Source organism: Arthrobacter sp. B3I4, from assembly GCF_030816855.1.
Taxonomy (GTDB): domain Bacteria; phylum Actinomycetota; class Actinomycetes; order Actinomycetales; family Micrococcaceae; genus Arthrobacter.
This window is the reverse complement of record NZ_JAUSYK010000001.1, coordinates 2,791,531-2,815,089: the sequence shown is the minus strand read 5'-3', so window position 1 is coordinate 2,815,089 and position 23,559 is coordinate 2,791,531. Positions and strand designations below refer to the sequence as shown.

The 23,559-nt window shown below is 65.3% G+C and carries 21 protein-coding genes, 1 tRNA gene and 1 pseudogene; 9 read left to right on the top strand and 14 right to left on the bottom strand.

Translation table 11 applies throughout. The features are described 5' to 3' along the window. The first annotated feature begins 58 nt into the window (after positions 1-58). Positions 59-1,558 carry a pyruvate kinase gene (pyk, locus tag QFZ61_RS13375; protein ID WP_307036800.1) on the top strand — a complete coding sequence of 500 codons (1,500 nt, stop codon included), beginning with the start codon at positions 59-61 and terminating at the stop codon, positions 1,556-1,558. An 83-nt stretch (positions 1,559-1,641) separates the two neighbouring features. Here the strand turns inward: pyk and QFZ61_RS13370 are convergent, their stop codons facing one another. Beyond that, on the bottom strand, positions 1,642-2,247 hold the full coding sequence (locus QFZ61_RS13370) for an ANTAR domain-containing response regulator (RefSeq protein ID WP_307036797.1): 606 nt from the start codon (positions 2,245-2,247) through the stop codon (positions 1,642-1,644). 206 nt (positions 2,248-2,453) lie between these two features. Here QFZ61_RS13370 and QFZ61_RS13365 point away from each other — a divergent pair. After that, positions 2,454-2,535: transfer RNA gene (locus QFZ61_RS13365), tRNA-Leu, on the top strand. A 412-nt stretch (positions 2,536-2,947) separates the two neighbouring features. On the opposite strand, the gene QFZ61_RS13360 is transcribed toward QFZ61_RS13365, so the two are convergent. Then, the gene (locus QFZ61_RS13360) at positions 2,948-4,330 is read right to left on the bottom strand and encodes an aromatic acid/H+ symport family MFS transporter (RefSeq protein WP_307036795.1); all 1,383 of its coding nucleotides are present in this window, start codon (positions 4,328-4,330) and stop codon (positions 2,948-2,950) included. A gap of 224 nt (positions 4,331-4,554) precedes the next feature. Between QFZ61_RS13360 and QFZ61_RS13355 the strand changes: the two genes are divergently transcribed. Both QFZ61_RS13355 and QFZ61_RS13350 read left to right on the top strand, forming a co-directional pair. Beyond that, positions 4,555-5,028, top strand: coding sequence for a MarR family winged helix-turn-helix transcriptional regulator (locus QFZ61_RS13355; RefSeq protein ID WP_307036793.1), 474 nt, complete (start codon positions 4,555-4,557; stop codon positions 5,026-5,028). A 119-nt stretch (positions 5,029-5,147) separates the two neighbouring features. Continuing rightward, a complete protein-coding gene (locus QFZ61_RS13350) occupies positions 5,148-6,689 on the top strand; it encodes an MFS transporter (protein WP_307036791.1) in 1,542 nt (513 codons plus the stop codon). Positions 6,690-6,859: 170 nt separating this feature from the next. Here the strand turns inward: QFZ61_RS13350 and QFZ61_RS13345 are convergent, their stop codons facing one another. From QFZ61_RS13345 to QFZ61_RS13305, 9 genes and pseudogenes are all read right to left on the bottom strand, one after another. Then, on the bottom strand, positions 6,860-7,714 hold the full coding sequence (locus QFZ61_RS13345; protein ID WP_307036789.1) for an IS3 family transposase: 855 nt from the start codon (positions 7,712-7,714) through the stop codon (positions 6,860-6,862). Then, positions 7,711-8,037 (bottom strand): helix-turn-helix domain-containing protein, encoded by a 327-nt coding sequence (locus tag QFZ61_RS13340; RefSeq protein ID WP_307036786.1) that lies wholly within the window; start codon positions 8,035-8,037, stop codon positions 7,711-7,713. The genes QFZ61_RS13345 and QFZ61_RS13340 overlap by 4 nt, the downstream gene beginning before the upstream one ends. A gap of 549 nt (positions 8,038-8,586) precedes the next feature. After that, on the bottom strand, positions 8,587-10,314 hold the full coding sequence (locus QFZ61_RS13335; RefSeq protein ID WP_307036784.1) for a CocE/NonD family hydrolase: 1,728 nt from the start codon (positions 10,312-10,314) through the stop codon (positions 8,587-8,589). Further along, a complete protein-coding gene (locus tag QFZ61_RS13330) occupies positions 10,307-11,275 on the bottom strand; it encodes an MBL fold metallo-hydrolase (protein WP_307036782.1) in 969 nt (322 codons plus the stop codon). Before QFZ61_RS13330 ends, QFZ61_RS13335 begins: the two co-directional genes overlap by 8 nt. Then, positions 11,272-11,784, bottom strand: coding sequence for an alpha/beta hydrolase fold domain-containing protein (locus QFZ61_RS16980; RefSeq protein WP_373427203.1), 513 nt, complete (start codon positions 11,782-11,784; stop codon positions 11,272-11,274). The genes QFZ61_RS13330 and QFZ61_RS16980 overlap by 4 nt, the downstream gene beginning before the upstream one ends. Next, positions 11,765-12,157: pseudogene (locus QFZ61_RS16975) on the bottom strand (alpha/beta hydrolase); the annotation flags it as partial. The gene QFZ61_RS16980 and the pseudogene QFZ61_RS16975, both read right to left, overlap by 20 nt. A gap of 83 nt (positions 12,158-12,240) precedes the next feature. Continuing rightward, positions 12,241-13,365, bottom strand: coding sequence for an NAD(P)/FAD-dependent oxidoreductase (locus QFZ61_RS13315; protein ID WP_307036778.1), 1,125 nt, complete (start codon positions 13,363-13,365; stop codon positions 12,241-12,243). A gap of 80 nt (positions 13,366-13,445) precedes the next feature. Continuing rightward, a complete protein-coding gene (locus QFZ61_RS13310; RefSeq protein ID WP_307036776.1) occupies positions 13,446-14,399 on the bottom strand; it encodes a phosphotriesterase in 954 nt (317 codons plus the stop codon). Between the two features lie 50 nt (positions 14,400-14,449). Next, on the bottom strand, positions 14,450-15,460 hold the full coding sequence (locus QFZ61_RS13305; RefSeq protein WP_307036774.1) for a phosphotriesterase: 1,011 nt from the start codon (positions 15,458-15,460) through the stop codon (positions 14,450-14,452). A gap of 259 nt (positions 15,461-15,719) precedes the next feature. Here QFZ61_RS13305 and QFZ61_RS13300 point away from each other — a divergent pair, with 259 nt between their 5' ends. From QFZ61_RS13300 to QFZ61_RS13280, 5 genes are read left to right on the top strand one after another with little or no spacing between them, the layout of a single operon-like run. Further along, positions 15,720-17,441 (top strand): MFS transporter, encoded by a 1,722-nt coding sequence (locus tag QFZ61_RS13300; protein ID WP_307036772.1) that lies wholly within the window; start codon positions 15,720-15,722, stop codon positions 17,439-17,441. Between the two features lie 59 nt (positions 17,442-17,500). Beyond that, complete coding sequence (locus QFZ61_RS13295) at positions 17,501-18,673, top strand: cytochrome P450 (RefSeq protein ID WP_307036770.1); 1,173 nt, start codon at positions 17,501-17,503, stop codon at positions 18,671-18,673. Continuing rightward, the gene (locus tag QFZ61_RS13290; RefSeq protein WP_307036768.1) at positions 18,670-18,864 is read left to right on the top strand and encodes a ferredoxin; all 195 of its coding nucleotides are present in this window, start codon (positions 18,670-18,672) and stop codon (positions 18,862-18,864) included. Before QFZ61_RS13295 ends, QFZ61_RS13290 begins: the two co-directional genes overlap by 4 nt. After that, a complete protein-coding gene (locus tag QFZ61_RS13285) occupies positions 18,864-20,075 on the top strand; it encodes an NAD(P)/FAD-dependent oxidoreductase (protein WP_307036766.1) in 1,212 nt (403 codons plus the stop codon). Before QFZ61_RS13290 ends, QFZ61_RS13285 begins: the two co-directional genes overlap by 1 nt. A 25-nt stretch (positions 20,076-20,100) precedes the next feature. After that, positions 20,101-20,715 carry a TetR/AcrR family transcriptional regulator gene (locus QFZ61_RS13280; protein ID WP_307036764.1) on the top strand — a complete coding sequence of 205 codons (615 nt, stop codon included), beginning with the start codon at positions 20,101-20,103 and terminating at the stop codon, positions 20,713-20,715. 96 nt (positions 20,716-20,811) lie between these two features. Here the strand turns inward: QFZ61_RS13280 and QFZ61_RS13275 are convergent, their stop codons facing one another. The 3 genes from QFZ61_RS13275 to QFZ61_RS13265 are packed head-to-tail and all read right to left on the bottom strand — an operon-like array spanning position 20,812 to position 23,518. Then, positions 20,812-21,564: a maleylpyruvate isomerase family mycothiol-dependent enzyme gene (locus tag QFZ61_RS13275; protein ID WP_307036762.1), complete on the bottom strand. Its 753-nt coding sequence runs from the start codon at positions 21,562-21,564 to the stop codon at positions 20,812-20,814. After that, complete coding sequence (locus QFZ61_RS13270) at positions 21,564-22,388, bottom strand: fumarylacetoacetate hydrolase family protein (protein WP_307036760.1); 825 nt, start codon at positions 22,386-22,388, stop codon at positions 21,564-21,566. Before QFZ61_RS13270 ends, QFZ61_RS13275 begins: the two co-directional genes overlap by 1 nt. Then, positions 22,385-23,518: a cupin domain-containing protein gene (locus QFZ61_RS13265; protein WP_307036758.1), complete on the bottom strand. Its 1,134-nt coding sequence runs from the start codon at positions 23,516-23,518 to the stop codon at positions 22,385-22,387. The genes QFZ61_RS13270 and QFZ61_RS13265 overlap by 4 nt, the downstream gene beginning before the upstream one ends. Positions 23,519-23,559 lie beyond the last annotated feature (41 nt).

Below are 23,559 nucleotides of genomic sequence, written 5' to 3'. Positions count from 1 at the left end.
CCGGCCGTTCTTCCGCCCGCGACAACTTAAACAACCAAGAGACAACTAGGGTAGGTATATGAGACGCGCTAAAATTGTGGCCACTTTCGGACCGGCGATCGCGAGCTTCGAGAACACGCTCGCCGTGCTGGAAGCCGGCGTCGACGTGGCCCGGATGAACATGAGCCACGGGGATTACTCGGTCCACGACAACACGTATGAGAACGTGCGTAAGGCCGCCGGGCAGCTTGGCAAGGCCGTGGCGATCATGGCCGACCTGCAGGGTCCGAAGATCCGCCTCGGCCGCTTCGTCGACGGGCCGCACCTGCTCGCCGTCGGTGACACCTTCACGATCACCACGGAGGATGTCCCGGGCACCAAGGACATTTGCTCCACGACACTCAAGAGCCTCACCGAGGACGTCAAGCCCGGCGACGCGCTGCTGATCGACGACGGCAAGGTTGCCCTGCGCGCCATCGACGTCGACGACGTCAAGGTCGTCGCGCAGGTCATCGTGGGCGGCTACGTATCGAATAACAAGGGCATCAACCTGCCCGGCGTGGCCGTCAACGTGCCGGCGCTGAGCGAAAAGGACGAGGACGACCTGCGCTGGGCCATGCGCCGCGGCGTCGATATGGTCGCCCTTTCCTTCGTCCGCGACGCCTCGGACATCAAGCGCGTCCACGAGATCATGGACGAAGAGGGCCGGCGCGTGCCGGTGATCGCCAAGATCGAAAAGCCGCAGGCCGTGGAACAGCTCCCCGAAATCATCGACGCCTTCGACGCCATCATGGTCGCCCGCGGCGACCTCGGCGTGGAGCTGCCGCTGGAGGAAGTGCCGATCGTGCAGAAGCGTGCCGTCGAGCTCGCCCGCCGCTGGGCCAAGCCGGTCATCGTCGCCACCCAGGTGCTGGAATCGATGATCGACAACCCGCGCCCGACGCGCGCCGAGGCTTCCGACTGCGCGAACGCCGTGCTCGACGGTGCGGACGCGGTTATGCTCTCCGGTGAGACCAGCGTGGGCAAGTTCCCGATCGAGACCGTCAAGACCATGGCCCGGATCATCGAATCCACCGAGGTCCACGGCCTGGAGCGCGTCCCCCCGCTGGGCACCAAACCCAAGACCCGCGGCGGCGCCATCACCCGTGCCGCCGTCGAAATTGCCGACCAGCTGGATGCGAAGTACATCTGTACCTTTACCCAGTCCGGTGACTCCGCCCGCCGCCTGTCGCGTCTGCGGCCGACCCGTCCGGTGTTCGCCTTCACGCCGGTGGAGCACGTCTGGAACCAGCTCGCGCTGACCTGGGGCATCCAGCCGATGCTGGTCCCGATGGTGGGCCACACCGATGCCATGACCGCGCAGGTGGACCGCAACCTGCTCGAGATGGATCTGGTCTCGGACGGTGACATGGTGGTCATCGCCGCCGGTTCGCCTCCCGGAAAGGCCGGTTCCACCAACATGCTCAAGGTCCACCGGGTCGGCGACCTCGCCGACGCCGGCAGCCAGGGCGGCAACGGCGTCACCAAGGACAAGCTGGGCCCGTGGCCGGAAAAGAAAAAGAAGAACAGCAAGAACTAGTTCCTCTTCCACCAAGGCAAAGGGAGGGTTCCTGCCGCTGGTAGCCAGCGGCGGGAACCCTCCCTTTTTGGTTGCTTAGGTGCTTAGTTGACCTGGTTGATGATCGTCTCGGCGACCTCGCGCATGCTCAGGCGGCGGTCCATGGACGTTTTCTGGATCCAGCGGAAGGCTTCCGGCTCGGTCAGGCCCATCTTGGTGGTCAGCAGGCTCTTGGCGCGCTCCACCAGCTTTCGCGTGGCGAACTGCTCCTGCAGGTCGCTGACCTCGCTTTCGAGGGCTTTGATTTCCTCGTGGCGGGACAGGGCGATCTCCAGGGCGGGGATCAGGTCGGCCGGCGTGAACGGCTTGACGACGTACGCCATGGCGCCGGCGTCGCGGGCGCGCTCGACGAGCTCTTTCTGGCTGAAAGCGGTCAGCAGCACCACCGGGGCGATGCGGGCCTTGACGATTTTCTCGGCGGCGGAGATGCCGTCCATGACGGGCATCTTCACGTCCATCAGAACCAGGTCCGGCTTCAGCTCCTCCGCGAGCTGCACCGCCTTCTCGCCGTTGTCCGCTTCGCCGACGACGTCGTAGCCTTCGCCGCGCAGGATCTCGATGATGTCCAGGCGGATGAGCGTCTCATCCTCGGCGACCACGACGCGGCGCGCCGGCTGGGACGTTTGGGTTGACTCCGTCTGTTCTGACACGGGAACTCCTTGCAAAGGTACGGCGGGAACTGGACCATCAAAGGTTCGTCCGCTGGTGTACTGGGGGCCGGTTGGGATCGATGCGGCGTCACTGGCGCGATTCTGGAATTCAGCCTATCTGCATGTAGAGTAATTTCGCGCACCGGAAGCGATCGCGTTGCTCACAGCACCGTGGGGCAGGCGATTATGACAACCGGTGTCTCCGCGCCCGAGTGGCGGAATTGGCAGACGCGCCGCACTCAAAATGCGGTATCGAAAGGTGTGTGGGTTCGAGTCCCACCTCGGGCACAGTGTTTCCGCAGGTCACAGCCATTACGGCTCCAATAATCGGATGACCGATATGCTTTACGGCCGCTGGCTGAACCCCGAGATGCGAAAGCAAGAGTGACCCTCGCTACCTCGCTGAAGCTTGGCCAGTCGGCATGGGATACAGCAGAACGGCAGCTACGGCCGAAAAGCCAGGTAGGCAAGGCGATCGCCAGCTGACCACGGGACGGTCCAGTCAACCTTCCTCAGACGGCTCTCGCCGACATAGGCACGGTCGTCTTAACTCCCTATGAAGCGTGTAGCAACGACCGTCAGCGCACCCAATTTAGATCCGATGTGTGCCGCCTTTAGCCCTTCCAGCCGCTGCCCCTCAGTTGGGCTGGTCGGGCCGCCCCGCCCCGATATGGAGGGGCGGCCCGAGGCCGTCAGGCCGTTACGGGGAAGCGGACGCCGCGTCTGCCGGGACCGGCGCACCGTTGCTGGTGTGCTGATCTGGGTGTCCTGCGGAGCGGCCGCCTGCCTTGGCTGCGAGCGGAACGAACAGGAAGGCCAGGGCGGCGATGACGCCCGGGATGGCGAAGAACAGGAAGTTCATTGCCACCGGCAGCTTGAGGGTTAGCAGAATGCCGCCGAATGTCGGCCCCACGATGGCGCCCATCCGACCGACACCGGAGGCGAGCCCGATGGCCGTCGAACGCATGAAGGACGGGTAGTACTGGGACACAAATGAATAGGAGATATTCTGTGCCCCCATGGTGCAGGCGCCGGTAATGGCCACGAGGAGAAGAAGCACCGTCATGTTGTTGCCGAAGCCCAGGAGGGCCAGCGACGCGGCGGCAATCACGAACATGGGGACGAGTACCCGTTTGACGCCCCAGGCGTCCGCGAGCCTCCCTAGGACCAGGGTGCCGACGATGCCACCCACATTGAGGACGATCGTGAAGGTAAGGCTTGAGTTCAGCGCGTACCCGGCCTCGACCATCAGCTTGGGAAGCCAGGTGGTCAGTCCGTTGACCATCAGCAGGCACATGAAGAAGGCGACCCAGATCATGAGGGTCCCCAGCCCACGGCGATTCGTGAACAGCGCGCCGATGGGGCTGCCGGGTTCCCGCTCCTGCAGCCCGGTGAATTCCACTGCAGCGGGGAGTGCGGCCTGGCCGCTGATTTTCGACAGCGCGGACCGAAGCTCCCCGACGTTGCCCTTCTGCAGGAGCATGGCGGGGGAGTCGAGGAAGTATTTCATCATGAACGGCAGGAAAAGCAGGGGAAGCACGGCAACCCAATAGGTACTCTGCCAGCCGAACGCGGGCAGGAGGAGCATGGCGACGAAGGCTGCGAGGATTCCGCCCACCGAGAAGAAGCACATCACCACTGCCACCATGGTGTTGGCGCGCTTCCTCGGCGCGTAATCGGTCAACATGGCAATGACGGTCGGCAGGATGCCGCCGATCCCGAGGCCGCCCAGCGCCCGGAGGACCGAGAACTCTGTCGGTCCGGGCGCGAAGCCGCTGAGGGCGGTGGCGACGCTGAAAAGGATGATGCTTGCGGTCAGGATCTTCTTACGGCCGAAACGGTCAGCCAGAATCCCGAAGAGGATGGCGCCGGCCATCATGCCAACAGGCCCGTAGCTTCCGATGGCCCCTGCCTGCACCGGGCCCAGGGACCATTGTTTCATCAGGACCGGTAGGACCGATCCGTAGACCACCAGGTCATACATGTCGAAGGTAATGATGAAGCAGGCCCAGAAAAGCATGCCCGCCTGGAAGCGATTGAAGCGGGCTTCGCCAATGAAGTCCCGAAGATCGATTGTTGCCATGGGATGTCGTCCAAGAGGTAAGGGCCCTAGCGGGCACGCGATGAGCGTTCCGGGGAGACGCGGAAGCGGGTAGGGAGGACGCGCGGGCTGGGGCGCCGCACGACGCCCCGCATGTTGTGTCCGTCACTTCGTATATAACACTTACATGGCGTAAAGCGACAGTCAAGGGCTGCGCGGTTTGCTACGCGACCGCTGCGGCCAATTCACACGCCTATGCTTATGAAATGGAAAGTGTGGACCGGTCGTCCCGGGCGGCAGACGTCGCCGCCCTTCGGGATGTGGCTGTCTCTATCATCGACATCTCCTCCGACGTCCGACGGAAGTCGCACAATGAAACCGGTGTCCGGCCGCTATCCAACGGCCTGCTGGAAATCCTCCGAGTGATCGAGAATCACCCGGGCATCACTGTCGCGGAGGTGGCAGCCCGCCTGGGGAGGCAATTCAGCAACGTCAGCGTCCAGCTCCGTGAACTGGTGGCCGCGGGCCTGGTCACGCGGATCCGCGATGCCGCTGACAAGCGTTACGTTTCCCTTCATCCCACTGCGGAGTCGCAGCGGATCAAAGTGCTGATGGAGGGTGCCTGGGCCGACGCTCTTGAGGCGGCCAGTGCGCGGCTGACGCCCGAAGAGCGTGGGCAGATTGCCGCCTGTCTTCCGGCGCTGCGGCGGCTCGCTGCAGTTCTCGCCGAGCCGGAGTAGGCCGGCAGGCACTTCCCGCCGCAGCACCCTCATAGTTCCCTCGTTCTGGATCGAGTTTTCTTCGAGCGTAGTTATACTTGTATAACCATATGTATCTCCTCTAGGAAAGAAGTGTTTCTGTGGCATCTGTATCCGCCCCCCTCGAAACCGGTACTCCGCCTTTTCGAGCCAAGGGCAAACCTGCGCTGACCCTGATAGCCGTGTGCTTCGGCCTCTTCATGGTCGGGCTCGACTCCACTGTCGTTCACATCGCCAACCCTGCAATTCAGGCCGACCTCCATGCCACCTTCGGCGATTTGCAGTGGGTCATTAACGCGTACCTTCTCGCGCTTGCCGTCTGCCTTATACCGGCTGGCAAGCTCGGCGACCGATTCGGGCGCAAGAAGGTCTACATTCTGGGTGTCATCCTGTTCGGTATCACCAGTGTTGCGATCGGCCTCATCGGAAGCATCGAAGGCGTGCTGGTATTTCGTGCTCTGCAGGGCGTGAGCGCAGCGCTACTCATGCCGCAGACCATCGCTCTGCTTAGGTCAACGTTCTCGAGGGAAAAGTTCGGCATGGCGGTAGGCATCTGGGGTGGCGTCTCGTCTGTATCCATCGCTGGCGGCCCGCTCGTAAGCGGCATGCTGGTACAGAGCGCCGGCTGGCAGTGGGTCTTCTATATCAATGTCCCCATTGCTATTGCGGGTGTCGTGATGGCAGCTCTGGTTGTCCGTGAAACGGCCATGGAAAAGGGAGGCCGCATCGACCTACTCGGTATCGTTCTGCTGGCGGGAGCGCTCTTTGCTGTCGTCTTCGCCGTGGTTCAGGCTCAGGGTTGGGGCTGGGGGAGTGCCCCAACGATCGGCGTGTTCGTCGCTGCTGTCGTGCTGTTTGCCCTGTTTGTGATCGTCGAGAGCCGTGTGGCTAGCCCGCTCCTCCCACTGGCCCTCTTCAGGTCGGCCGGCGTCAGTGTTGGTGGTCTCGTGTTTGTTGCCAACTTCTTCTCGATCCTTGGCGTCACGTTCCTGCTGACTCTGTTCCTGATGAACTCCCTGGGCAATAGCACCGCTACGGCTGGCTTGATGATGCTGCCGATGAGCTTTTTTGCGATTCCGTCCGCGCCCATCGGGGCGTTGCTCACGGCGAAGATCGGCCCCCGCAGGGTCGCCGCCATGGGCCTTGGCTTGATGGCTGCGGGCCTGGCGCTGCTGACGCTGGTCGGTGTCGACACGCCTTACTGGATGATGGCGGTGCCGTTCGTGATCATCGCGTTCGGTTCCGGCTTCGCCATTCCATCAGGGGCGGACCTCATCGTGGGCGGCGCGCCGGTGCACCTGGCCGGTGTGGCCAGCGGTTTCCAGACGACCTGCATACAGGTTGGTGGCGCTATCGGTACCGCCATTTTGTCCGCAATCGTTGCCGGCCAGGTGATCCCCGCCGTGGCTAAGACCAGCCTTCCAGCCGACGCAATCGAAGGGGCATCGGCCGGAGTTGTTTTTGAGGGGTTCCCCGGCGTTAACGGGGCTTTCATCGATGGGATGCACATAGGACTATGGGTCGCCGCAGCCTTCTGCTCGGTCATCGCCGCATTGGTCATTGGCGCCATACGCGAGCCGAAACACCACAACATCGGGACTGTGCTCGAGGAGTCCGCCGAAGCCCTGGCCGGTCATCGTTGACCCGTCGTTGAAGCGGCCCCAGGTCGCTGAACATGAACTGCACCCCAAAGTAGGAGCCTCATGCGTGCGGTGGCTCCAGGGTCGGACGTGCAGGTCGTCCTCACAGTACCAATGAAGGCTCCGTCCGCAGCTGAACTGGTCCCTGAAAGTTGGACTGGCTAAGTAAGAGCCTAGGCTGCGAGGGCCTGAGCCCGGTATTGCACCGGACTCAGGCCCTCTAGGTTTGTCGAGATCCTGTCGGTGTTGTACCAGTGGATGTACTCGTGCAGTCCCGCTGCCAGGGCGTCGGTGCTGATGAACCGGACGCGGTGGAAGAACTCTTCCTTGAGGTGTCCGAAGAAGTTCTCCATCACCGCGTTGTCGTAGCAGTTGCCCTTGCGTGACATCGACTGGATTGCGCCGGCGCCCTGCAGAAGGTTCCGCCACGAGACATGCTGGTACTGGAAACCCTGGTCCGAATGCACGAGCGGTGTCTGCTCGCACTCGAGCGTTGCCAGCGCCTTGCGGAGTGATGTGTTGGTGAGGTCCAGATTCGGGGAAAGGCCCACCGCGTAAGAGATGATCTGCCGGTCGAAGAGGTCCATGACCGGTGAGAGGTAGAGCTTCCGGTCGCCAACGCTGAACTCGGTCACATCCGTCACCCACTTTTCATTCGGAGCAGTGGCTTCGAACTCGCGGTTCAGCACGTTCGGGGCAACCGCGCCCTGCCCGCCCTGATAAGAGTTGTAGCGCCTCTTTCGCCTGACCTTGCAGACCAGCCGCAGCGAACGCATGAGCTTCAGCACGGTCTTCTTCGCGACCGTCCACCCTTGCTTGACCAGCTCGGTGTGGATGCGGCGGTGCCCGTACCGGCCACGGTTCTTCGCGAAAAACGCCGTCACCGCAGTCTTGATAGCCTCCTGCGGGTCAGGGGCTTGGAGGCGGGCCTGGTGATAGAAGAACGTGGACCGGGCAAGACGGGCAACCTGCAGCAGAACCGGGAGGGGGAAGTCAGCCTTGAGGGCGATGACGGTCTGGACCCTCACCGTCGTTCCTGCGCCCTCAAGGCCCGCAATTTTCCCAGGTAGGCCACTTCCGCCCGCAGCCGTTCGTTCTCCCGCCGCAACCGTTCCAGCTCCGGTATCTCCGCCGGCTGTGGAGCGTGGGGCGCGTTGGGTCTGCCTTTCGGCTTGGGGCGCAAGGCGTCCGCACCCTCGCGGCGATACACGCGCACCCACGTTTTCAGTAACCCGGGAGAGGACAAGCCCACCTCCGCCGCGAGGTCCGGGGCAGTCTCACCCGCGATGAACCGTTCGACCAATGCGAGCTTGAATTCGAACGAGTACGCCTGTCTCGTAGGCTTGGCCACCAGCGCTCCTCGACCATGGATCCTCCACCGCCGATAGAGAAGCTTTACCGGTCCACGAGGCACGCCCAGTAACCTCGCTGCCGCACTATCCGCGATGCCCTTCTCAAACCACGCTACAGCGGCCTCGCGCTGATCCTCGGATAACGAACTAGATGCGTGCATAAAAATGCTCCCCGGAAGTCGGAACTGAATTTCTCAGTCCAACTTCCGGGGAGCAGTTCACAGCGCGGGCGGAGCCTTCATTGTTGACAGAACCGGGGGAACAGCGCCGTACCGACTTTCCGGTTCAGCAACGGCTTACGTTTGCTTTTACTAAGTGTTCGTGCCGGTGGTGCAGCAGGAACTCGTGCCTATGGTGGAGGCCAATCCAGGGCGAGGCAACAATTTCATCTATGTCGACGGCAATTGCCAATTTGCTCGGCGTTTCCCCGGCTATCGGCCCGGGCTCCCGCGAATGGTGTGAGCGGTCTTCCCGGCTTGGGGCAGGTGGAACAATTCGGTGCGTTCGAAGGGTCATGTCTTGTCAACTTCTCGTTAGAGTGGGCGGCTTCAGCTACTCGACCGTTTTGTGGTGAAGGGCAGCACCAGACGGGACGGGTGGACCGCGTCCCGGTAGATCTTGTGCGTGACCGGGCGGCCCACCGGCAGGTGGAACGCGTCCGGCGGCAGCAGCGCGTTGTGCTCGTCGGCCAGCGGCTCATCGTTCGACAGCTCAACGGTGAGTGTGTGGCCCGGCTTGAAGGTGTTCGCGAACGGGTAGAGGCGCAGCACGTATTCCTCGATCACCCCCGGTTCCACCGGAACGGAGCGGGTGTGCGGATGGACCGGACTGCCCTCGGTGCTGCGCTCGTCAAGCTCACGGTGCGAGGCCTTGAGGTACCCGCTGGTGATGAGCTGGCGCTTGCCGTTGGGAGCATAGTCCCAGAGGCGCAGGATGAAGTTGGTGTCCGGCTGGTCAATCTCCGCGAAGATGTGCGCGGCTCCGGTGCCGATCATCTCCGTGTCCTCCTCGAACGGAGGCGTGGACCAGCTGAGGATCTCCACCTTGTCCGTAACGGTTAGCGGCGCCTGGTAGAAACCATCCGGCACGGCGTATTCCGACCCCATCAACTCCGGCTCGGTCGACAGCTTGTGCCGCGGGTGCAGGTACAGCGGCCTGTACTCAACGTCCTTGGGCGGCCACTGCCCGGCGGTCACCAGCTCGCGGGAACCTTCCACAAAGACGCTGACGGCAGGCTCATCCATCACGCCGTTGTCGACGCCCTTGATCCAGTAGTCATACCACCGGAACATCTTGTCGTGCTCCTCGATGAAGGGCCGCGACTGCATCGGCGGGTATGGGCCGATGTCCAGCTTCTTGGGCCCCTTCAGCTCCTTGAACAGCTCGATCGTGCCGTCCATGGTCCAGCCGCGGCCCTGGTCGATCTGCAGCCAGACCGGGATGTCGATGTTCGGGGCCACCGTGATCGGGTTGCGCTCTTCGTACCAGTCACCGTCGAGTTCGTTCAGAACGATGTCGAACCAGGCTTCGTGGTTCTTCGGGTAGTGCAGCACGTGGACGAGGTTGGGCCAGGCGGCGACGTCGGGATCCTCAAGGCGCTTCGCGACGAGTTCTTTGAGCTCCGCGGGGGAGTGCTTCTCGATCATGCGGGACTTGACGTTATCGGTGAAGGCCCAGCCGGAGTCGCCGCCGCGGCCCTCGCGTGCGGCGCGCGGCATGAACCACATGATGCCGCCGTGGTAGGTCGTCTCGTAGAAGTCGTAGTGTCCGCCGGAGACGAAGATCGCCTTCAGGTGCGGCGGCCGCTCGGCCGCGGCCAGCACCTGCATGGACCCGAAGTAGGAGATGCCCACCATGCCGACGTTCCCGTCGCACCAGGGCTGCGCGGCGACCCACTCAATGAAGTCGTACGCATCCTCGCCCAGCGAAACGCCGCCGGCGTTGTAGTTGCCGATGTGCTCCCCGCCGGAATGGCCGGAGCCGCGCAGGTCGCCGATGACGTGGACGTAGTCCTCCTTGACGATGCGGGCAATATCGCCGGCCTCGATGCAGCCGTCCCACATCGGGCTGGGGCGCCGCTGCGGCGGGGTGGTCAGGGCGAGGGCCTGCAGTTCCTTGCCGTAGGGGCTCAAGGCCACCAGGGCAGGGCGGGGCTTGTCCTCGGGGCCCTGGTAGGCGTCCGCGGCGAGCTCGACGCCGTCGCGCATCGGAACCCGGAGGTCTTTGCGCACGGCGATCTTTTCGCCGCCGGCGTTCAGTAGCTGGAAGTCATCCATGAGTGTTGATCTCCTCATTTTCTTTCGTCTGGTCCGATGCCGTGCGGTAGCCGTGGAGCGTTGTGAAAAAGGGGGACGGCTCCAGGGTGGGGTCTGACTCGTAGCCGAGCTCCGCTGCCGCAAGGGCGAACGGGGAGTACGGCGAATTCGTCTCCTGAAGCCCGTCGGCCAGGCAGCTGCAGGCCGCCTCGCGGACCCGGGCCTCGATCGCCAGGCTGCCCTGCAGCGCTTCGCGGGCCTGCCCTGCGTCGAGCTCCACACCGTATGGTGTGCCGTCCGCACGTCGGTACGGGTGGCCCAAATAGAGGTGCCGCGGCCGTATTTCCTCGCTGAGGTACTGCAGGCTGGAGCGGTAGCCGGCCGGGTCCACGAAGCCGGGGAATCCGTTAGCGGCACCGTGGACCTGGACGGTGTCGCCGACGAAGACGTCGTTTTGCCCGTCGAGGACGTATGCCACGGATCCGGGGGTGTGTCCCGGGATCGAGTGGACCGAGATGGTGACGTCGCCGCCAAGGGAAATGGTCTCCCCGCCGCGCATCAACAGGTCCGGCTCCAGCTCGCCCGAAATTACGGCGTTCGTGGCGGCTGTCAGCTTCGCTTCGCCGTCGGGGTCGTGCAGGTACTGTCCCCGTCCGGCGAGGTATTCGTCCACGTGGGCGCGGCGGGAGCGTAGCAGCGGGGCGTCGGCCTCGTGGATGACCACCCGTGCGCGGCGTCCGGTTAGCTCCCACAGCGCATATGCGCCGCCGATGTGGTCGATGTGTCCGTGGGTCAGCAGGATCCAGCGGACGTCCTCGATCCGTCGGCCAATTGCCGCCAGGGCTGGGGCCATGCCTTCGGCGGGGGAGGACGCGATGCCCGTATCGACGATCGCGGGTTCGGGGGCGTCGATGAAGAAGCTGTAGAGACCGAACCGCCCCCAGGGCGAGACCAGGGGGTGGACGGCGACCGGTTTGGTCATTGTGCTGAGCCCCCGCTGGCTGCGCCCCTGCTGGCTGCGTCCCTGCCCAGGAACCCGGCCGCCTCTTCGAACACATCGTAGAACTCCGGGATCCAGGAGAAGTTCTGGACGAAGCCGTGGTTGGCGCCTGCGTACCGGCGCACCAGCGCTTCCACGCCGGCGTCGTTGAGCCGCCGGGCGTACAGCTCGCCTTCGTCACGCAGTGGATCGTGCTCGGCGGTCACGATCAGGGCCGGCGGCAGGCCGGAAACGTCCTGGCGCTTGATGGGGGAGACCTGCGGATCGGCGGGATCCGCGCCGCTGTCCAGGTAGAGAGGAGTTGAACGGCAGCAGGCCAGCCGTTTCCAGCCCGTAGCCCTCGGCGTTCTCCCGCAGTGAGGCGTAGCGGTCGACGTCGAAGTCCAGGTCCAGGGACGGGTAGAACAGGATCTGGTGGGTGATGGCGTCGAATCCGTCGTCGTGGGCTTTGCCGGCGACGGCTGCTGCGAAGTTGCCGCCCGAACTGTCACCGGCGACGGCGAGGTTCTTCCCGTCCCACTTCAGGGTTTCACCGTGCTCCGCAGCCCAGCGGACGACGCCGTAGCAGTCCTCAAGGCCGGCCGGGAAGGCAGCCTCCGGGGCCAGCCGGTAGCCGACCGAAAGAACTTTGAAGCCGGTTTCCTTGGCCAAGGAACGCGCCACGTGATCGTGGGTGTCGAGGCTGCCCAGGAAGAAGGCGCCGCCGTGGAAGTAGACGAGGAAGCCATAGGCGTCCGCCTCCACCGGCGTGTAGATGCGGATGGGCACCTCTCCTGCGGGCGTTGCTGCCGTCGCGTCCTCGACCGAGTGCAAGGGAAGGCGGTCCTCGACCGGCGGGATCTGCGCGGCCTCGCCGGCCCGCATGGCCTCGGGATTCAGCGGAGAGCCGTCGGGTGCGGGCAAGGTACTGAGGATCTTGGCGATTTCGGGATGAATGGTCATGGGGTTTAGGCCTCCACCTGGACGGGCTGCTGGGACGCGGGCTTCTGACCCGGGAAGACGTCATTGACCTCTTCCTCGCTCCACCCTTGGCGGGAGATACGCTGCAGCTCGTCGGTCACCGGCTTGCGGGTCGCCTGGAACAAGGCCAGCGCCTCCTTCACCGAAACGGCTTGGGCGAGCGCCTCGGCCAGCGCTCCGGCGTCCTCGATGGCCGAGTTCGCGCCCTGGCCCTGGTGGTGCAGCATGGAATGCGCCGCATCGCCCATCAGGACCACTGAGTCGGTGTGCCAGGTGTCCACGGGGTCGATGTCGTAGACCGCACGGATGTTCACGGTGTCCATGTCCAGGTCGCGGGCAATCGCCACGATCCGCTCATCGAATCCGTCCACGGTCTTCAGGAGTTCTTCCTTCGTGATCACCGGGGCCCAGGTCCCGTCCGGGTTCAGCGCAGTGATGTCAAAGGACATCTGGTTGCGGTGCCGCAGCGGCAGCAGGTAGACCTTGGTGCCCTTGCCGATGTACATCCGCAGGTTGTCGTCCACGACCATGCCGTGGGCGTCGTCGGCGGAGATCACCACCCGGTAGGCGTGCTCGCCGGAGAACACCGGGCCCTTGTCGCTGAAGAGCTGCTCCCGCACTGTGGACTTGATGCCGTCGGCACCGATCACCAGGTCGGCCTCGACCGTCTCGCCGTTGGCAAAGGTCAGGACGGAGCGGCCGCCCTTGTCCTGGATGGTCTCCAACCTGTGGCCGAGCTGCACCATGCCCTCGGGAAGCACACCGAGCAGGGCCTCGATGAAGTCGCGGCGGTGGATGAGGTACGTGTGCTTCTCTTCGCCGAACTCCGGCCAGCTGTCCTTCATGATCGGGTCGCCGGTGGCCGTGAGGATTTCGAAGTAGTCGCTCGGTGAACTGACTTTGGCGACGGCGTCGAAGATCCCCCACTGCCGGAACCGGGCCATCGTGGCGGGGCGCAGGCCGATGCCGGCGCCCACTTCCCCCATCGCGGGAGCCTGCTCGTAGACCGTGACGTCCGCGCCGAGCAGGCTCAGGGCCTTGGCCGCCGCAGCGCCGCCGTAGCCTGCGCCGACGATGGCAATCTTGAGGTTCTTGAGCTCTTCAGCCTTCATGGTTTCATCTCTTTCTTAAGTCTCTCGTGGCCCGGACCATGCCTGCTGGAACGGGTAAGTTGTGCTGGCGTGTGCGCGGCTCAGGTGTGCAGTGACAGGAAGTCGGACGGGTTGTCCTCAAGCAGCAGCTTGAGGGTGGCGTCGTCGATGCCGGCCGCCCGCATGTCGGGGATCATGTCCTCGAAGATGTAGTTGATCGTGTGGCCTTTGACGCCGGGCCAGCCCAGCGGGCTGCAGTTGGCGTCTGCCGAGACGAGGAGCTTGTCTGCGTAGCCCTTGTTGACCAGGTTGACGAAGTGCTGCATGCGTTCGGCCCGCTTGCGGCCCCAAAAAGGCGGGTCCGGAAGTTCCAGGTCGTACCCGAACGTGTCGAAGCCGATCCGGCCGCCCTGTTCGTAAATCCAGTCGTGGGGAGTGATCGGCGCGTTCAGGCCGTCGTCGGCGTGGCCGAACAGCACCCGGTCCAGCGACAGGCCCTCTTCCTTGAAGATGGTCACGGCCGGTTCGGGGTCGATGGCCAGGTGGGTCAGGATTGGAGCGCCGGTCACGACGGCGGCGCGCGCCGCGGCCCGGTAAATGCGCTTGTCCAGGTCCGTCATCCGGCCGCCGCGGCTGACGCCGACCTTGATGACGCCGGCCTTGGCGCCGGTGTTGCCGATGCCGACGGTGATCTCGTGGATGAACACCTTCGCTAGGTAGTCCACGGTGGCCCGGGAGAAGTGCGGCAGGGCGGTGTCGCCGCCGACGAAGCCGGTGCACGCCACGATGTGAACACCCGTCTTCTGCGACAGGGACTTGTAGTAGTCGACGTCGCGGCCGTTGCAGATGCCCGTGGCGTCCACGAAGGTGCCGCCGCCGTATTCGCGGAACTTCCGCAGCTTCGGCACGGTCTCTTCATAGGCCTGCTCCGGGGACTTCCACCACTTGGTGTCCAGTTCGGATCCCGGCATGCCGTAGCCGATGTGTTCGTGGACGGCCACGATTTCCAGTTCTTCGGCCGGGATGGTTCCCAGCACTGTATTGACCTTGCTCATGCGTTCACCTCAGGGGTTCGAAAGGTTGTTGTCTGGTGGCGGACGCGTGCTTAGCACACGGTCAGCAGCTGGCGCGGGTTGTCCACAAGGATCCGCCGGGCGTCGTCGTCGCTTAGGCCACGGGTCTTGAGGAGCGGCACGAACGTGGCCAGGACGTGGCTGTAGGGCAGGTTGTACTCCGGCAGGCCCTTGGCCACGCCGATCGAGTTGCCCGAAAGGATGATCCGGTCGGCATGGCCGGCCTTGACGAGTTCAAGCACCAGGTCGGCGCGCTCGTGGTCGATGAGGTAATCCGCACTCTCGTTCAGGCCGACATGGTCGATGCCGACGAAGGCTCCCCGGGCGGCCACCTCGAGCGCGGCGCCTTTGGCGTCACTGCGGTCCAGGTCGCCGACGAGGACCCGGTCAGCCCCGAGCTGCTCATCCAGAACGATGTCCAGGTCGTGCAGGGCATCGGCGCCGAAGCGGATGGAGACCGCGACGCCGGTGTTCTTCGCGGCGCGGGCGGAGCCGCGGAAGAGGCTCTCCTCGGTCGGAGTCATGCCGGCGCGGTCCGCGATGGTGGCGACCATGCCGGCAGCGGCGCGGCGCTCCACGCGGGGGACCACCATCCCCTCGCTGACCTCTGTGCCGAAGAGTTCGCTGAACCTTTCGGCTGGCCACGGGGTGGGCGGGTTGGTCTGCGGGGTCAGGAAATATCCGCCGAGTTCTTCCTCGGGGCCTAGTCCGGTGGAGGCGATGATGTGGACGCCGGTAGAGCGGGACAGCGCCTCGTAGAGCTTGAGATCGCGGCCGTGGAACATGCCGGTGCTGTCGACGATGGTGCCGCCGCCGTGGTTGCGGAAGTCGGTGAGCTTGCGAGCCAGGGCCTCGAAGATATCTGCCCGGTCCATGGAGATGTCCGGGGCGTACTGGGCGCCGGGAAGTACGGACAGCAGCGCCTCATGGACCGCAACAACGCCCAATTCCGAAGCGGGGACGGGACCCAGGACCGTGTTGACGGTTTGCTCGACGTTGGCATCAATCGCCTTGCCGGAGCCGGAGGGTGTGGGGTAACTCACGTGGCTTCTCCCTTGAAGTTCGGGTGCTGAGTGCAGGAGCGCCGCGGAGCCTAACCAACCGTCGCTCCGTTGCGGTGTAGTCAGCATCACACAACGCTTTACATTGTGTCAAGGAAGTAGTCGGAACGTAAGTCAAGCCGAATTCCACCGGAAGTGTTTATGAAGCCAACGTTGCGTATGTGATCTTGACAGTTTGTAAAGATGGACTCCAAACTGTGGTGAGCGCCACACCAACTTTTGAAACAAAGGAGTTTCATCGATGAGTCAGACCCCCTCCGTCTCGAGCCGCGGCTCGGTGCGGGCCACGTTCGTCGCCGCTTACAGCGCGGTCGCGTTGGCCCAGATCACCAACGCCCTGCCGGGCGCCCTCAACGGCACCTTCGCCGTCGAATTCCACACCTCCGGCGCCGGGCTGACCTGGATTGCAGGCATGTTCATGATGGGCATCGTGGTGTTTGAGCTCAGCTGGGGACTTCTGGGCGACATGCTCGGGCGCAAGAAGCTGCTGTACGCAGGCGCCGTGGTCAGCGTCGTCGGCTCCGTCCTGGCGGCACTGGCGTCCAGCACCGAAATGATGATCGCGGCGCAGGCGGTTGGCGGCATCGGGGCCGGCATTCTGTTCCCGATTTCGCTGTCCATGATCGCGGCGATCACCCCGGACCACCGCGCCCGGGCGAAAGTGATCGCAACGTGGGCCGGGTTCCTCTCGCTGGGTGCGGTCATCTCGCCCACCCTGGCAGGCCTGACGGCCGCGGCCTTCACCGTTCCGGGCGCCGGGCCAGGCGCGCCTAACGCTTTCAGTGGTTGGCGCGTCGCCTATTACGTCGCAGCCGCGATCGCCGTCGCCGTCCTCATCGTTGCGGTCCGTGCGAAGGATTCGGCAGCCGCCGAGGGACGCAAGATGGACCTGCCCGGCCAGGTGACGCTTGCGCTGGGCCTGATCGCTGTCCTTTTCGCCACCGTGCAGGCGGTCGACGCCGGTTTCGGCAGCGCCGAGGTGATCGCCAGCTATGTCGTCGGCGGCCTTCTACTGGCGGCCTTCGTCGTCATCGAGATGCGTACCCCGCAGCCGCTGATCCACCTGTCGCTGTTCCGTAACAGCGCCTACTCCATCACCGGCATCGTTGCGGTCACCGGTATGTTCGCTTTCCTTGCGGTCTGCTTCAGCACCAGCGTCGCGGTCGGCGGGCTCGCCCTCGCCGAAGCCTGGAAGGTCGGCGTGCTGTTTGTCTTCATCCAGGGCCCGGCCTTCGCGTTCATCCCGGTGGTGGGCTGGCTGATCCACCATGTCGCCCCGCGCTGGGTGCTGACCGCCGGCTTCGGTTTCATGGCCGTCTCCGCCTTCTGGCTCTCGACGTTCGCCCTGGGTGCCCCCGAGGCCTTCGGCGGAACTCCGTGGACGGCGTTCATTACCCCGCTCCTGCTGTTGGGCATCGGGTTCGCGCTCACGGTCGGATCCATCACCGCCGTTGCCATCAATACCGTCCCGCCGCACCACATCGGCATGGCGTCCGCCACGACCAACCTCCTGCGCGACCTCGGTTTCGCACTGGGACCGGTGATCGGCTCAGCCATCGCGTTCGGGGTCGGCGCCAGCGTCTTCGCCGGTCCCCTCGCTGGGATCCTCGGCGGGGCAGGGTTGCCCGCCGAGGCTGTCACCGGGTTGTCGAACGTCCCCCCGCTAGGCTTCCTTTCCGGCTGGGACGGCGTGATCGCGCAGTTCTCCGGCCAGGCTGCCGCAGGCGGCGCACCCGCCCAGGCTGTCGATGGCATGGTCCAGGCCCTCGGTACTGCGAAGCAGCAGATCCAGGGCGCCGCGGGTGTCTCCCTGGGCCAGGGCTTCCAGACTGTTTACCTTGCCGCGGGCATCGCGGCGACCTTTTCCGCCTTGCTCACCCTCTTCATTTCCGCCCGGTCCTCGGCGCCGACGCCCGACGCGATCGCTGAAACCACCGAAGCCAACGCCGAGGCCGCCGTCTGAGTCCGGCGGCCCGGAAACCGACCATTCAACGCAACCGATCAATCAACAGGGAGAACACCGTGACCGCACCCATCGAATCCGACATCGACATCTGGGATGACGACATCCTGGTCGACCCGTACCCCACCTACGCGTCACTCCGTGAGCAGGCCGCGGTGGTCCACCTGCCCAAGAATGACCTTTACGTCCTGACCCGCTATGACGCCATCCGCGACGCCCTCGGGGACCCGGAAACGTTCTCCTCCACCAGCATCGGCTTCAACCCCATGGTGAATGAGGCGCTGCAGGGTACTTCGCTGGCGTCCGACCCGCCCCTCCACACCCAGCTGCGTGCGACGCTGTCGCAGAACCTCACCCCCCGCGCCCTCCGCGGACTGAAAGTCGTCATCGACGAAAAGGCTGACGCGCTGGTTGCCGAGCTGGCCGCCAGCGGCAGCTTCGAAGCCATCGATTCCCTGGCCCGCGCCTTCCCGATCGAAATCGTGGCCGACCTGATCGGGTTCCAGGGCCACGTCAAAGAGAACATGCTCCGCTGGGGCCAAGCCGCCATGCAGGTCATCGGGCCGCTGAACCAGCGCACCCAGGAAAGTTTCCCGATCGCCGGCGAGCTCTACGGCTGGTGCTCATCCGTCACTGCCGAAGACCTCGCCCCCGGCTCCATCGGCCGCGGCATCTTCGACGCGGAGACCCGGGGAGAGATTCCCGCAGGCACCGCCGGGCACATCATCCACCAGTACCTCGGCGCCGGCGTGGACACCACCATCGCCGCGATCGGAAATACTATTGCGCTCTTCGGGCACCACCCCCAGCAGTTCGAACGGGTCAGGAAGAACCCGGAACTTGTCCCCGCGGCCTTTGCCGAGGTGTTGCGTTACTGGTCGCCGGTCCACATCTGGGGCCGCAAGGCGACCCGCGACGTCGAAATCGACGGAGTCACCATTCCGGCCGGAGCCCAGGTGGGCATCCTCTTTGGCGCCGGCAACAGGGACCCGCGGCATTATGAGAACCCGGACGTCTTCGACGTCCTGCGCAACCCGGTGGACCACCTCTCCTTCGGCTACGGACCGCACGGCTGCGCCGGACAGGGCCTGGCAAAACTTGAAGCACATGCGATCATCGAGGCACTTGCCCGCAGGGTGAAGACGCTGACGGTCACCGAGGAAGTCCGGGAGCCAAGCAACATCACCCGGAGCTTCGAACTGCTCCAGGTGGAAAGGGTCGTGGCAGCATGAAGATCGAACTGGACCGGCCGCGCTGCGAGGGACACGGTCTGTGCGAGGAAGCCGCACCGAAGCTGATGCACCTCGACGACGACGGCGAACTGGTCATTGATGTCGCTGAGGTGGACGGGGCCGAGCTCGACGCCGCCAAAGCGGCGGTGCGGGTCTGTCCGGTCGCCGCACTGCGTCTGGCCGCGGCCTGATGATGCGCAGGATTGTGGTGGTCGGCAACGGCATTGCAGGGCAGACGGCCTGCGACTCGCTGCGCTCGGCCGGCTTCGACGGTGAACTCACTGTCGTTGGGGCCGAGCCCCACCATCCCTACAGCCGCCCGGCCCTGTCCAAGGCGCTGCTCCATGGTGTTGATGGGAAGAATGATGATGCCCTCCACGCGCACGAGCTCCCCGAGCCGACCCATGAAGCAACCGCGCTGCTCGGCGTGAGCGCCATGGGCCTGGACGTCGGGGCCCGGCGGGTTCTCCTGGACGGAGGCGGCGACCTGCCGTATGACGGCCTGGTCATCGCCTCCGGTTCCCGTGCCAGGCGCCTCGCCGGCGCGCCAGGAACAGCAGGAACGGGCCCGGACGGTGGCTCCCCGGAGTTCACCCTTCGCACCATTGAGGACGCGGTCCGTCTCAAGGAACGTGTCGCCACGCGCCCCTCGGTTATCGTGATCGGGGGAGGGCCGCTCGGTATGGAGGTCGCGTCCGGTTGCCTGTACTCGGGCTGCGAGGTCACCCTCGTCGCCGATGCCAGGCCATTGTCGCAACAGCTCGGCGGCTATCTGGCCGATATGTTCACCACTGCCGCCATCCTGGGCGGCCTGCGGGTGGTGCGCGGCGGAAAGGCCCGTCTGGTCGATCACGGCGCCGGGGCAAGGGTTGCCCTGGCCGACGGCAGGGAACTCGAAGCGGATCTCGTGGTGACCGCCGTCGGCGATGAGCCGAACACTGAGTGGCTGGCAGGCTCAAGCCTGCTCAGCGAGGGGTCGCTGCGCGTGGACTCGCGCGGCCGGCTGCGGCCGGAAATCGTGGCAGCCGGCGACGTGGCGTTCTTCCCCACCCTTCGCGGCGTTCAGCGCGTTCCCCTGTGGACGAGTGCCATCGACCAGGCCAAGGTCGCCGCCGTCGGACTGCTGCAGGGCGACGCCGCACCCGAGTTCAATTTCCAGCCCTACTTCTGGACCGAAGGCTTCGGGTTGTCGCTCAAAGCCGTCGGCTTCACCCCGGTGGCGGGTGCCCCCGACTACAGTGAGTCCGGCCTGGAACACGGGTCGGCACTCCTGCGCTGGGACAACCAGGACGGTTCGGGGACCGCAGCCGCGGTGAACTACCGGATTCCCATCCCGAAACTGCGCCGGCTGGCCGACGCGGGTCCGGCGGCGCTGCGGCCGGCCGTGCCCGCCCGGGTTTGACGCCCGCCCCCGCTAGGATTGGTCCATGTCGTCGTTGCGAGAAGCCCAGAAGAAGCTCACCCGCGACATGATCGTGGAACGGGCGCTTGAGCTCTTCACCGAGAAGGGCTACGCCGCGACCACCATCGATGAGATCGCGGCGGCGGCCGGCACCACCAGGGTAACCTTCTACGCCTACTACCCCTCGCGCAGTGACCTGATGAAGGACTTCATGGCGCGCGTCAACTCGGTGCTTGACCGGGCGGACGGCCCAGAGAGCGGCTCCACCGCCGCCGACCTCGTAGAGGTGGTGCGTGCCGGCGAGCTGCCGGGCATTCTTGCCTGGTTGGAATCCAGGGCGGCGCTCTGGCCGGTCTTCCGCCCCTATCTCGATGTCCTCGACGAGGCCGCCGCCGTCGACCGTGAGGTCCGCACCATGGTCGAAAACTGGCACGAGGAGGTCATTTCCGACCTGGTCCGAGGCATGCAGCTCGCCGGACGATTCACCGAGGAGACGCGCCACATCCGCGGAACCCTCGCTTTCACGTCGCTCGACTACGTAGCCACGCTCTGGACGCGGCGGAAGTTGGAGCCAAACCGCGAACACGCGTTGGAGGTACTGGCCGACAGCTGGTACCACCTGCTCTGCGACGAAGGCTGAACAGCCGCTAACGACGTCTGATTGAACCGGAATAGCCCCCTCCGCGAGGGGGCTATTCCGGTTCAACGAGGTTTAGCAATTTTTAGAAGTGCCGGCTCAGATCCATTTCGGCGCGGCCGGGACCGTGCCGTTGGAGGTGCCGGGGCCTGTGGCGGTGACGCCGCCGTGGCCGCGGCCGGCGGCCCATTCGACGACGGCTGCCAGCGGTCCGGAGACCACGGTCGGGGACTCCGACGTCGTCTCCCCAAGGGTGAGGTCGCGGTCGGTGACCTTGACCGCGAGGCCCGCATCGGTGCCGCGGGTCTTCCACGCGCCGGTGATGTTCTTGAGCAGGCGTTCGAGGACGGGAACCGGAATGTCACGGAAGGCGGCCCCGTTGTCCAGGTCCACGGCATGCATCCAGACTTCGCGGCTGCGCATCCAGACCGTTTCCGTGGCGGGGACTTCCCGGCCCTGGATGGTGCGGACTTTGTGGTGCCAGGCGTCCTCGGGCAGGTCCCGCCACTCGACGTTCAGGTGCACCGCGGAGTGGTCGAACAGGTGCCGCAGCGCGATCGGGCTCAGCGTGGCCCCGAAATCGATCTCGTGGTCCCGGACGTCCGTGGAGGGATACATCGGGGTTTCCACCCCGGTGGCCGCCCACTCGATGAGCCGGGCGATGGCCCGGGCGTTGTAGCCGATGTGCGCCGTGATGTGGCGGCGGGTCCAGCCCGGTAGCAGCGAGTCGCCGTCGAGGTCCGCGTCGGAGAGCTCGTTGAGCTTGCGGGCGAAGAACGCCGTGCCCCGGCGCGCCTGCAGCAGCGCCGCCAGCAGCTCCGGGTCGCGCGTCTGGTCGTGGCGGGCAGCCATCAGGCTTCCTTGACCACGCGGTTCTTCAGCTGCCCCAGGCCCTCGATGGTGGTGACCAGGAGCTGGCCCTCCTGCAGGTACCGCTTCGGGTCCTGGGCGTGGCCCACACCTCCCGGGGTGCCGGTGGCAATCACGTCGCCGGGGTTCAGAGTGATGATGGTGGAGATGTAGGAGACCAGGAACTCGGGGGTGAAGACGACGTCGTTGGTGGGAGTCTGCTGCTGGACCTCGCCGTCGACCTCGGTGGTCATCAGGCCGCCGCTGAACTCGTCCTTGGTCACCAGGGCAGGGCCGAACGGGGTGGACTTCTCCCAGGTCTTGCCCTGCAGCCACTGGATGGTGCGGAACTGGTAGTCGCGCATGGACACGTCGTTGAGCACGGCGTAGCCGGCGATGTGGTCGGCGGCGTCGGCTTCGGAAATCCGGCGGCCCTTCTTGCCGATCACGACGGCGAGCTCGGACTCCCAGTCAACGGTATCGGATTCCTGCGGGAGGGCCAGGTCGTCGTTCGGGCCGATCAGGGACTCCGCGTACTTGGCGAACAGGGTGGGGAACTCCGGGACTTCCCGGCCCATTTCCTTGATGTGGTTGCGGTAGTTGTGGCCCACGCAGATGATCTTTCCGGGGGAGGGGACGACGGCGTCGAGGTCCGCGCCCTCGAGCGGGTGGGTGGCGCCGGAAGCGGCCTTCGCGGTTGCTTCCCAGTCTGCCGAGCGCAGCAACTCACCGACGTTGGCGAAGCCGTCGATCTCGGTCAGGGTGTCGCCGTCCTGGCGGACAGCCTTGGTCGAGCCGTTTCCGATGCGGAGGGTCAGGAGTTTCATGCGTTCTTGCGTCCTTCGATGTAGGTGCGGTTGAAGTTCAGGCGTTCGAAAATGGGGGCGTCGCTGAAGCGGAAGAGATCGAACTCGCTCTCGGCCTGCAAGGACCAGGCCGCCCAGGACGGGACAACAAACAGGTCGCCCTTTTCCAGGGTCCGGGTTTCGCCGTCGAGGACCACGGAGCCGCGGCCCTCGAAGACCTGCCAGACACTGGAGCCGACCTCGCGGACCGCTTCGGTGGTGGCACCGGCGCGGAGCCGGTGGAATTCAGCCCGGATGGTCGGCATCACGTCGCCGCCGGTGGTGGGGTTGGTGTAGCGCACGGCCGCGTGGCCCTGGGAGACGGTGGCCGGGTGGCCCTCGTCCTCCAGCAGCAGCTGCTCGCGCAGGGCACGGTCGGTGTACTCCCAGCGGTAGGCCGCGATGGGCGAACTCGTGGTGTCGTCCAGGCCGGAGAGCGGGCGCAGGCCCGGGTGGGCCCAGAGCCGCTCCGAGCGGGAGATGCCCGGGGTGGCCTCATCGGTGACGCGCTCGGTGCCGAACTCGAAGAAACCGGCGTCGGCGTAGTGCACGAATGGGATGTCCAGGCCGTCGATCCAGGCCATCGGCTCATCGGTGTCGTTGTGGTGGCCGTGGAAGTTCCAGCCCGGCGTCAGCAGGAAGTCGCCGCGGGACATCCGCACCGGGTCGCCGTTCACGACGGTCCAGACGCCTTCGCCCTCGACGACGAAGCGGAAAGCGTTCTGCGAGTGCCGGTGCTCCGGCGCGGTTTCCCGGGCGCCGAGGTACTGGATGGCCGCCCACAACGTGGGGGTCGCATACGGGGTGTTGCCCAGGCCCGGGTTGGCGAGCGCAATGGCGCGGCGCTCACCGCCGCGGCCCACCGGGACGAGGTCGCCCGCGCGGGCGGCCAGCGGGTACAGATCGCTCCACCGCCAGACATGGGGGACCGCCTTCGGGGACGGGACCATCGGCATCAGATCCGCGATCTCGGTCCAGAGCGGGATCAGGTTCTCCCGGTCAAAATCGCGGTACAGCTCCTGCAGTTGCACAGCCTCTTCGGGCGTGGGCTCAGGAGCGGTGTGCGCTGCGGCCACTGATTCGTGGGTCGTGTTCTCTGCGCTGATGGACACGTGGGCCTCCTCGGTAGGTCGGAACAGTTCGTTGGCGTAGT

What these genes read in the sequence shown, in the direction of transcription:
- QFZ61_RS13280 (WP_307036764.1), top strand. Translation starts at nt 20,101, where the DNA reads ATGTCGTCGTTGCGAGAAGCCCAGAAGAAGCTCACCCGCGACATGATC.
- QFZ61_RS13270 (WP_307036760.1), bottom strand. Translation starts at nt 22,388, where the DNA reads ATGAAACTCCTGACCCTCCGCATCGGAAACGGCTCGACCAAGGCTGTC.
- QFZ61_RS13330 (WP_307036782.1), bottom strand. Translation starts at nt 11,275, where the DNA reads ATGACCAAACCGGTCGCCGTCCACCCCCTGGTCTCGCCCTGGGGGCGG.
- QFZ61_RS13335 (WP_307036784.1), bottom strand. Translation starts at nt 10,314, where the DNA reads ATGGATGACTTCCAGCTACTGAACGCCGGCGGCGAAAAGATCGCCGTG.
- QFZ61_RS13355 (WP_307036793.1), top strand. Translation starts at nt 4,555, where the DNA reads ATGGAAAGTGTGGACCGGTCGTCCCGGGCGGCAGACGTCGCCGCCCTT.
- QFZ61_RS13360 (WP_307036795.1), bottom strand. Translation starts at nt 4,330, where the DNA reads ATGGCAACAATCGATCTTCGGGACTTCATTGGCGAAGCCCGCTTCAAT.
- pyk (WP_307036800.1), top strand. Translation starts at nt 59, where the DNA reads ATGAGACGCGCTAAAATTGTGGCCACTTTCGGACCGGCGATCGCGAGC.
- QFZ61_RS13300 (WP_307036772.1), top strand. Translation starts at nt 15,720, where the DNA reads ATGAGTCAGACCCCCTCCGTCTCGAGCCGCGGCTCGGTGCGGGCCACG.
- QFZ61_RS13310 (WP_307036776.1), bottom strand. Translation starts at nt 14,399, where the DNA reads ATGAGCAAGGTCAATACAGTGCTGGGAACCATCCCGGCCGAAGAACTG.
- QFZ61_RS13315 (WP_307036778.1), bottom strand. Translation starts at nt 13,365, where the DNA reads ATGAAGGCTGAAGAGCTCAAGAACCTCAAGATTGCCATCGTCGGCGCA.
- QFZ61_RS13290 (WP_307036768.1), top strand. Translation starts at nt 18,670, where the DNA reads ATGAAGATCGAACTGGACCGGCCGCGCTGCGAGGGACACGGTCTGTGC.
- QFZ61_RS13285 (WP_307036766.1), top strand. Translation starts at nt 18,864, where the DNA reads ATGATGCGCAGGATTGTGGTGGTCGGCAACGGCATTGCAGGGCAGACG.
- QFZ61_RS13275 (WP_307036762.1), bottom strand. Translation starts at nt 21,564, where the DNA reads ATGGCTGCCCGCCACGACCAGACGCGCGACCCGGAGCTGCTGGCGGCG.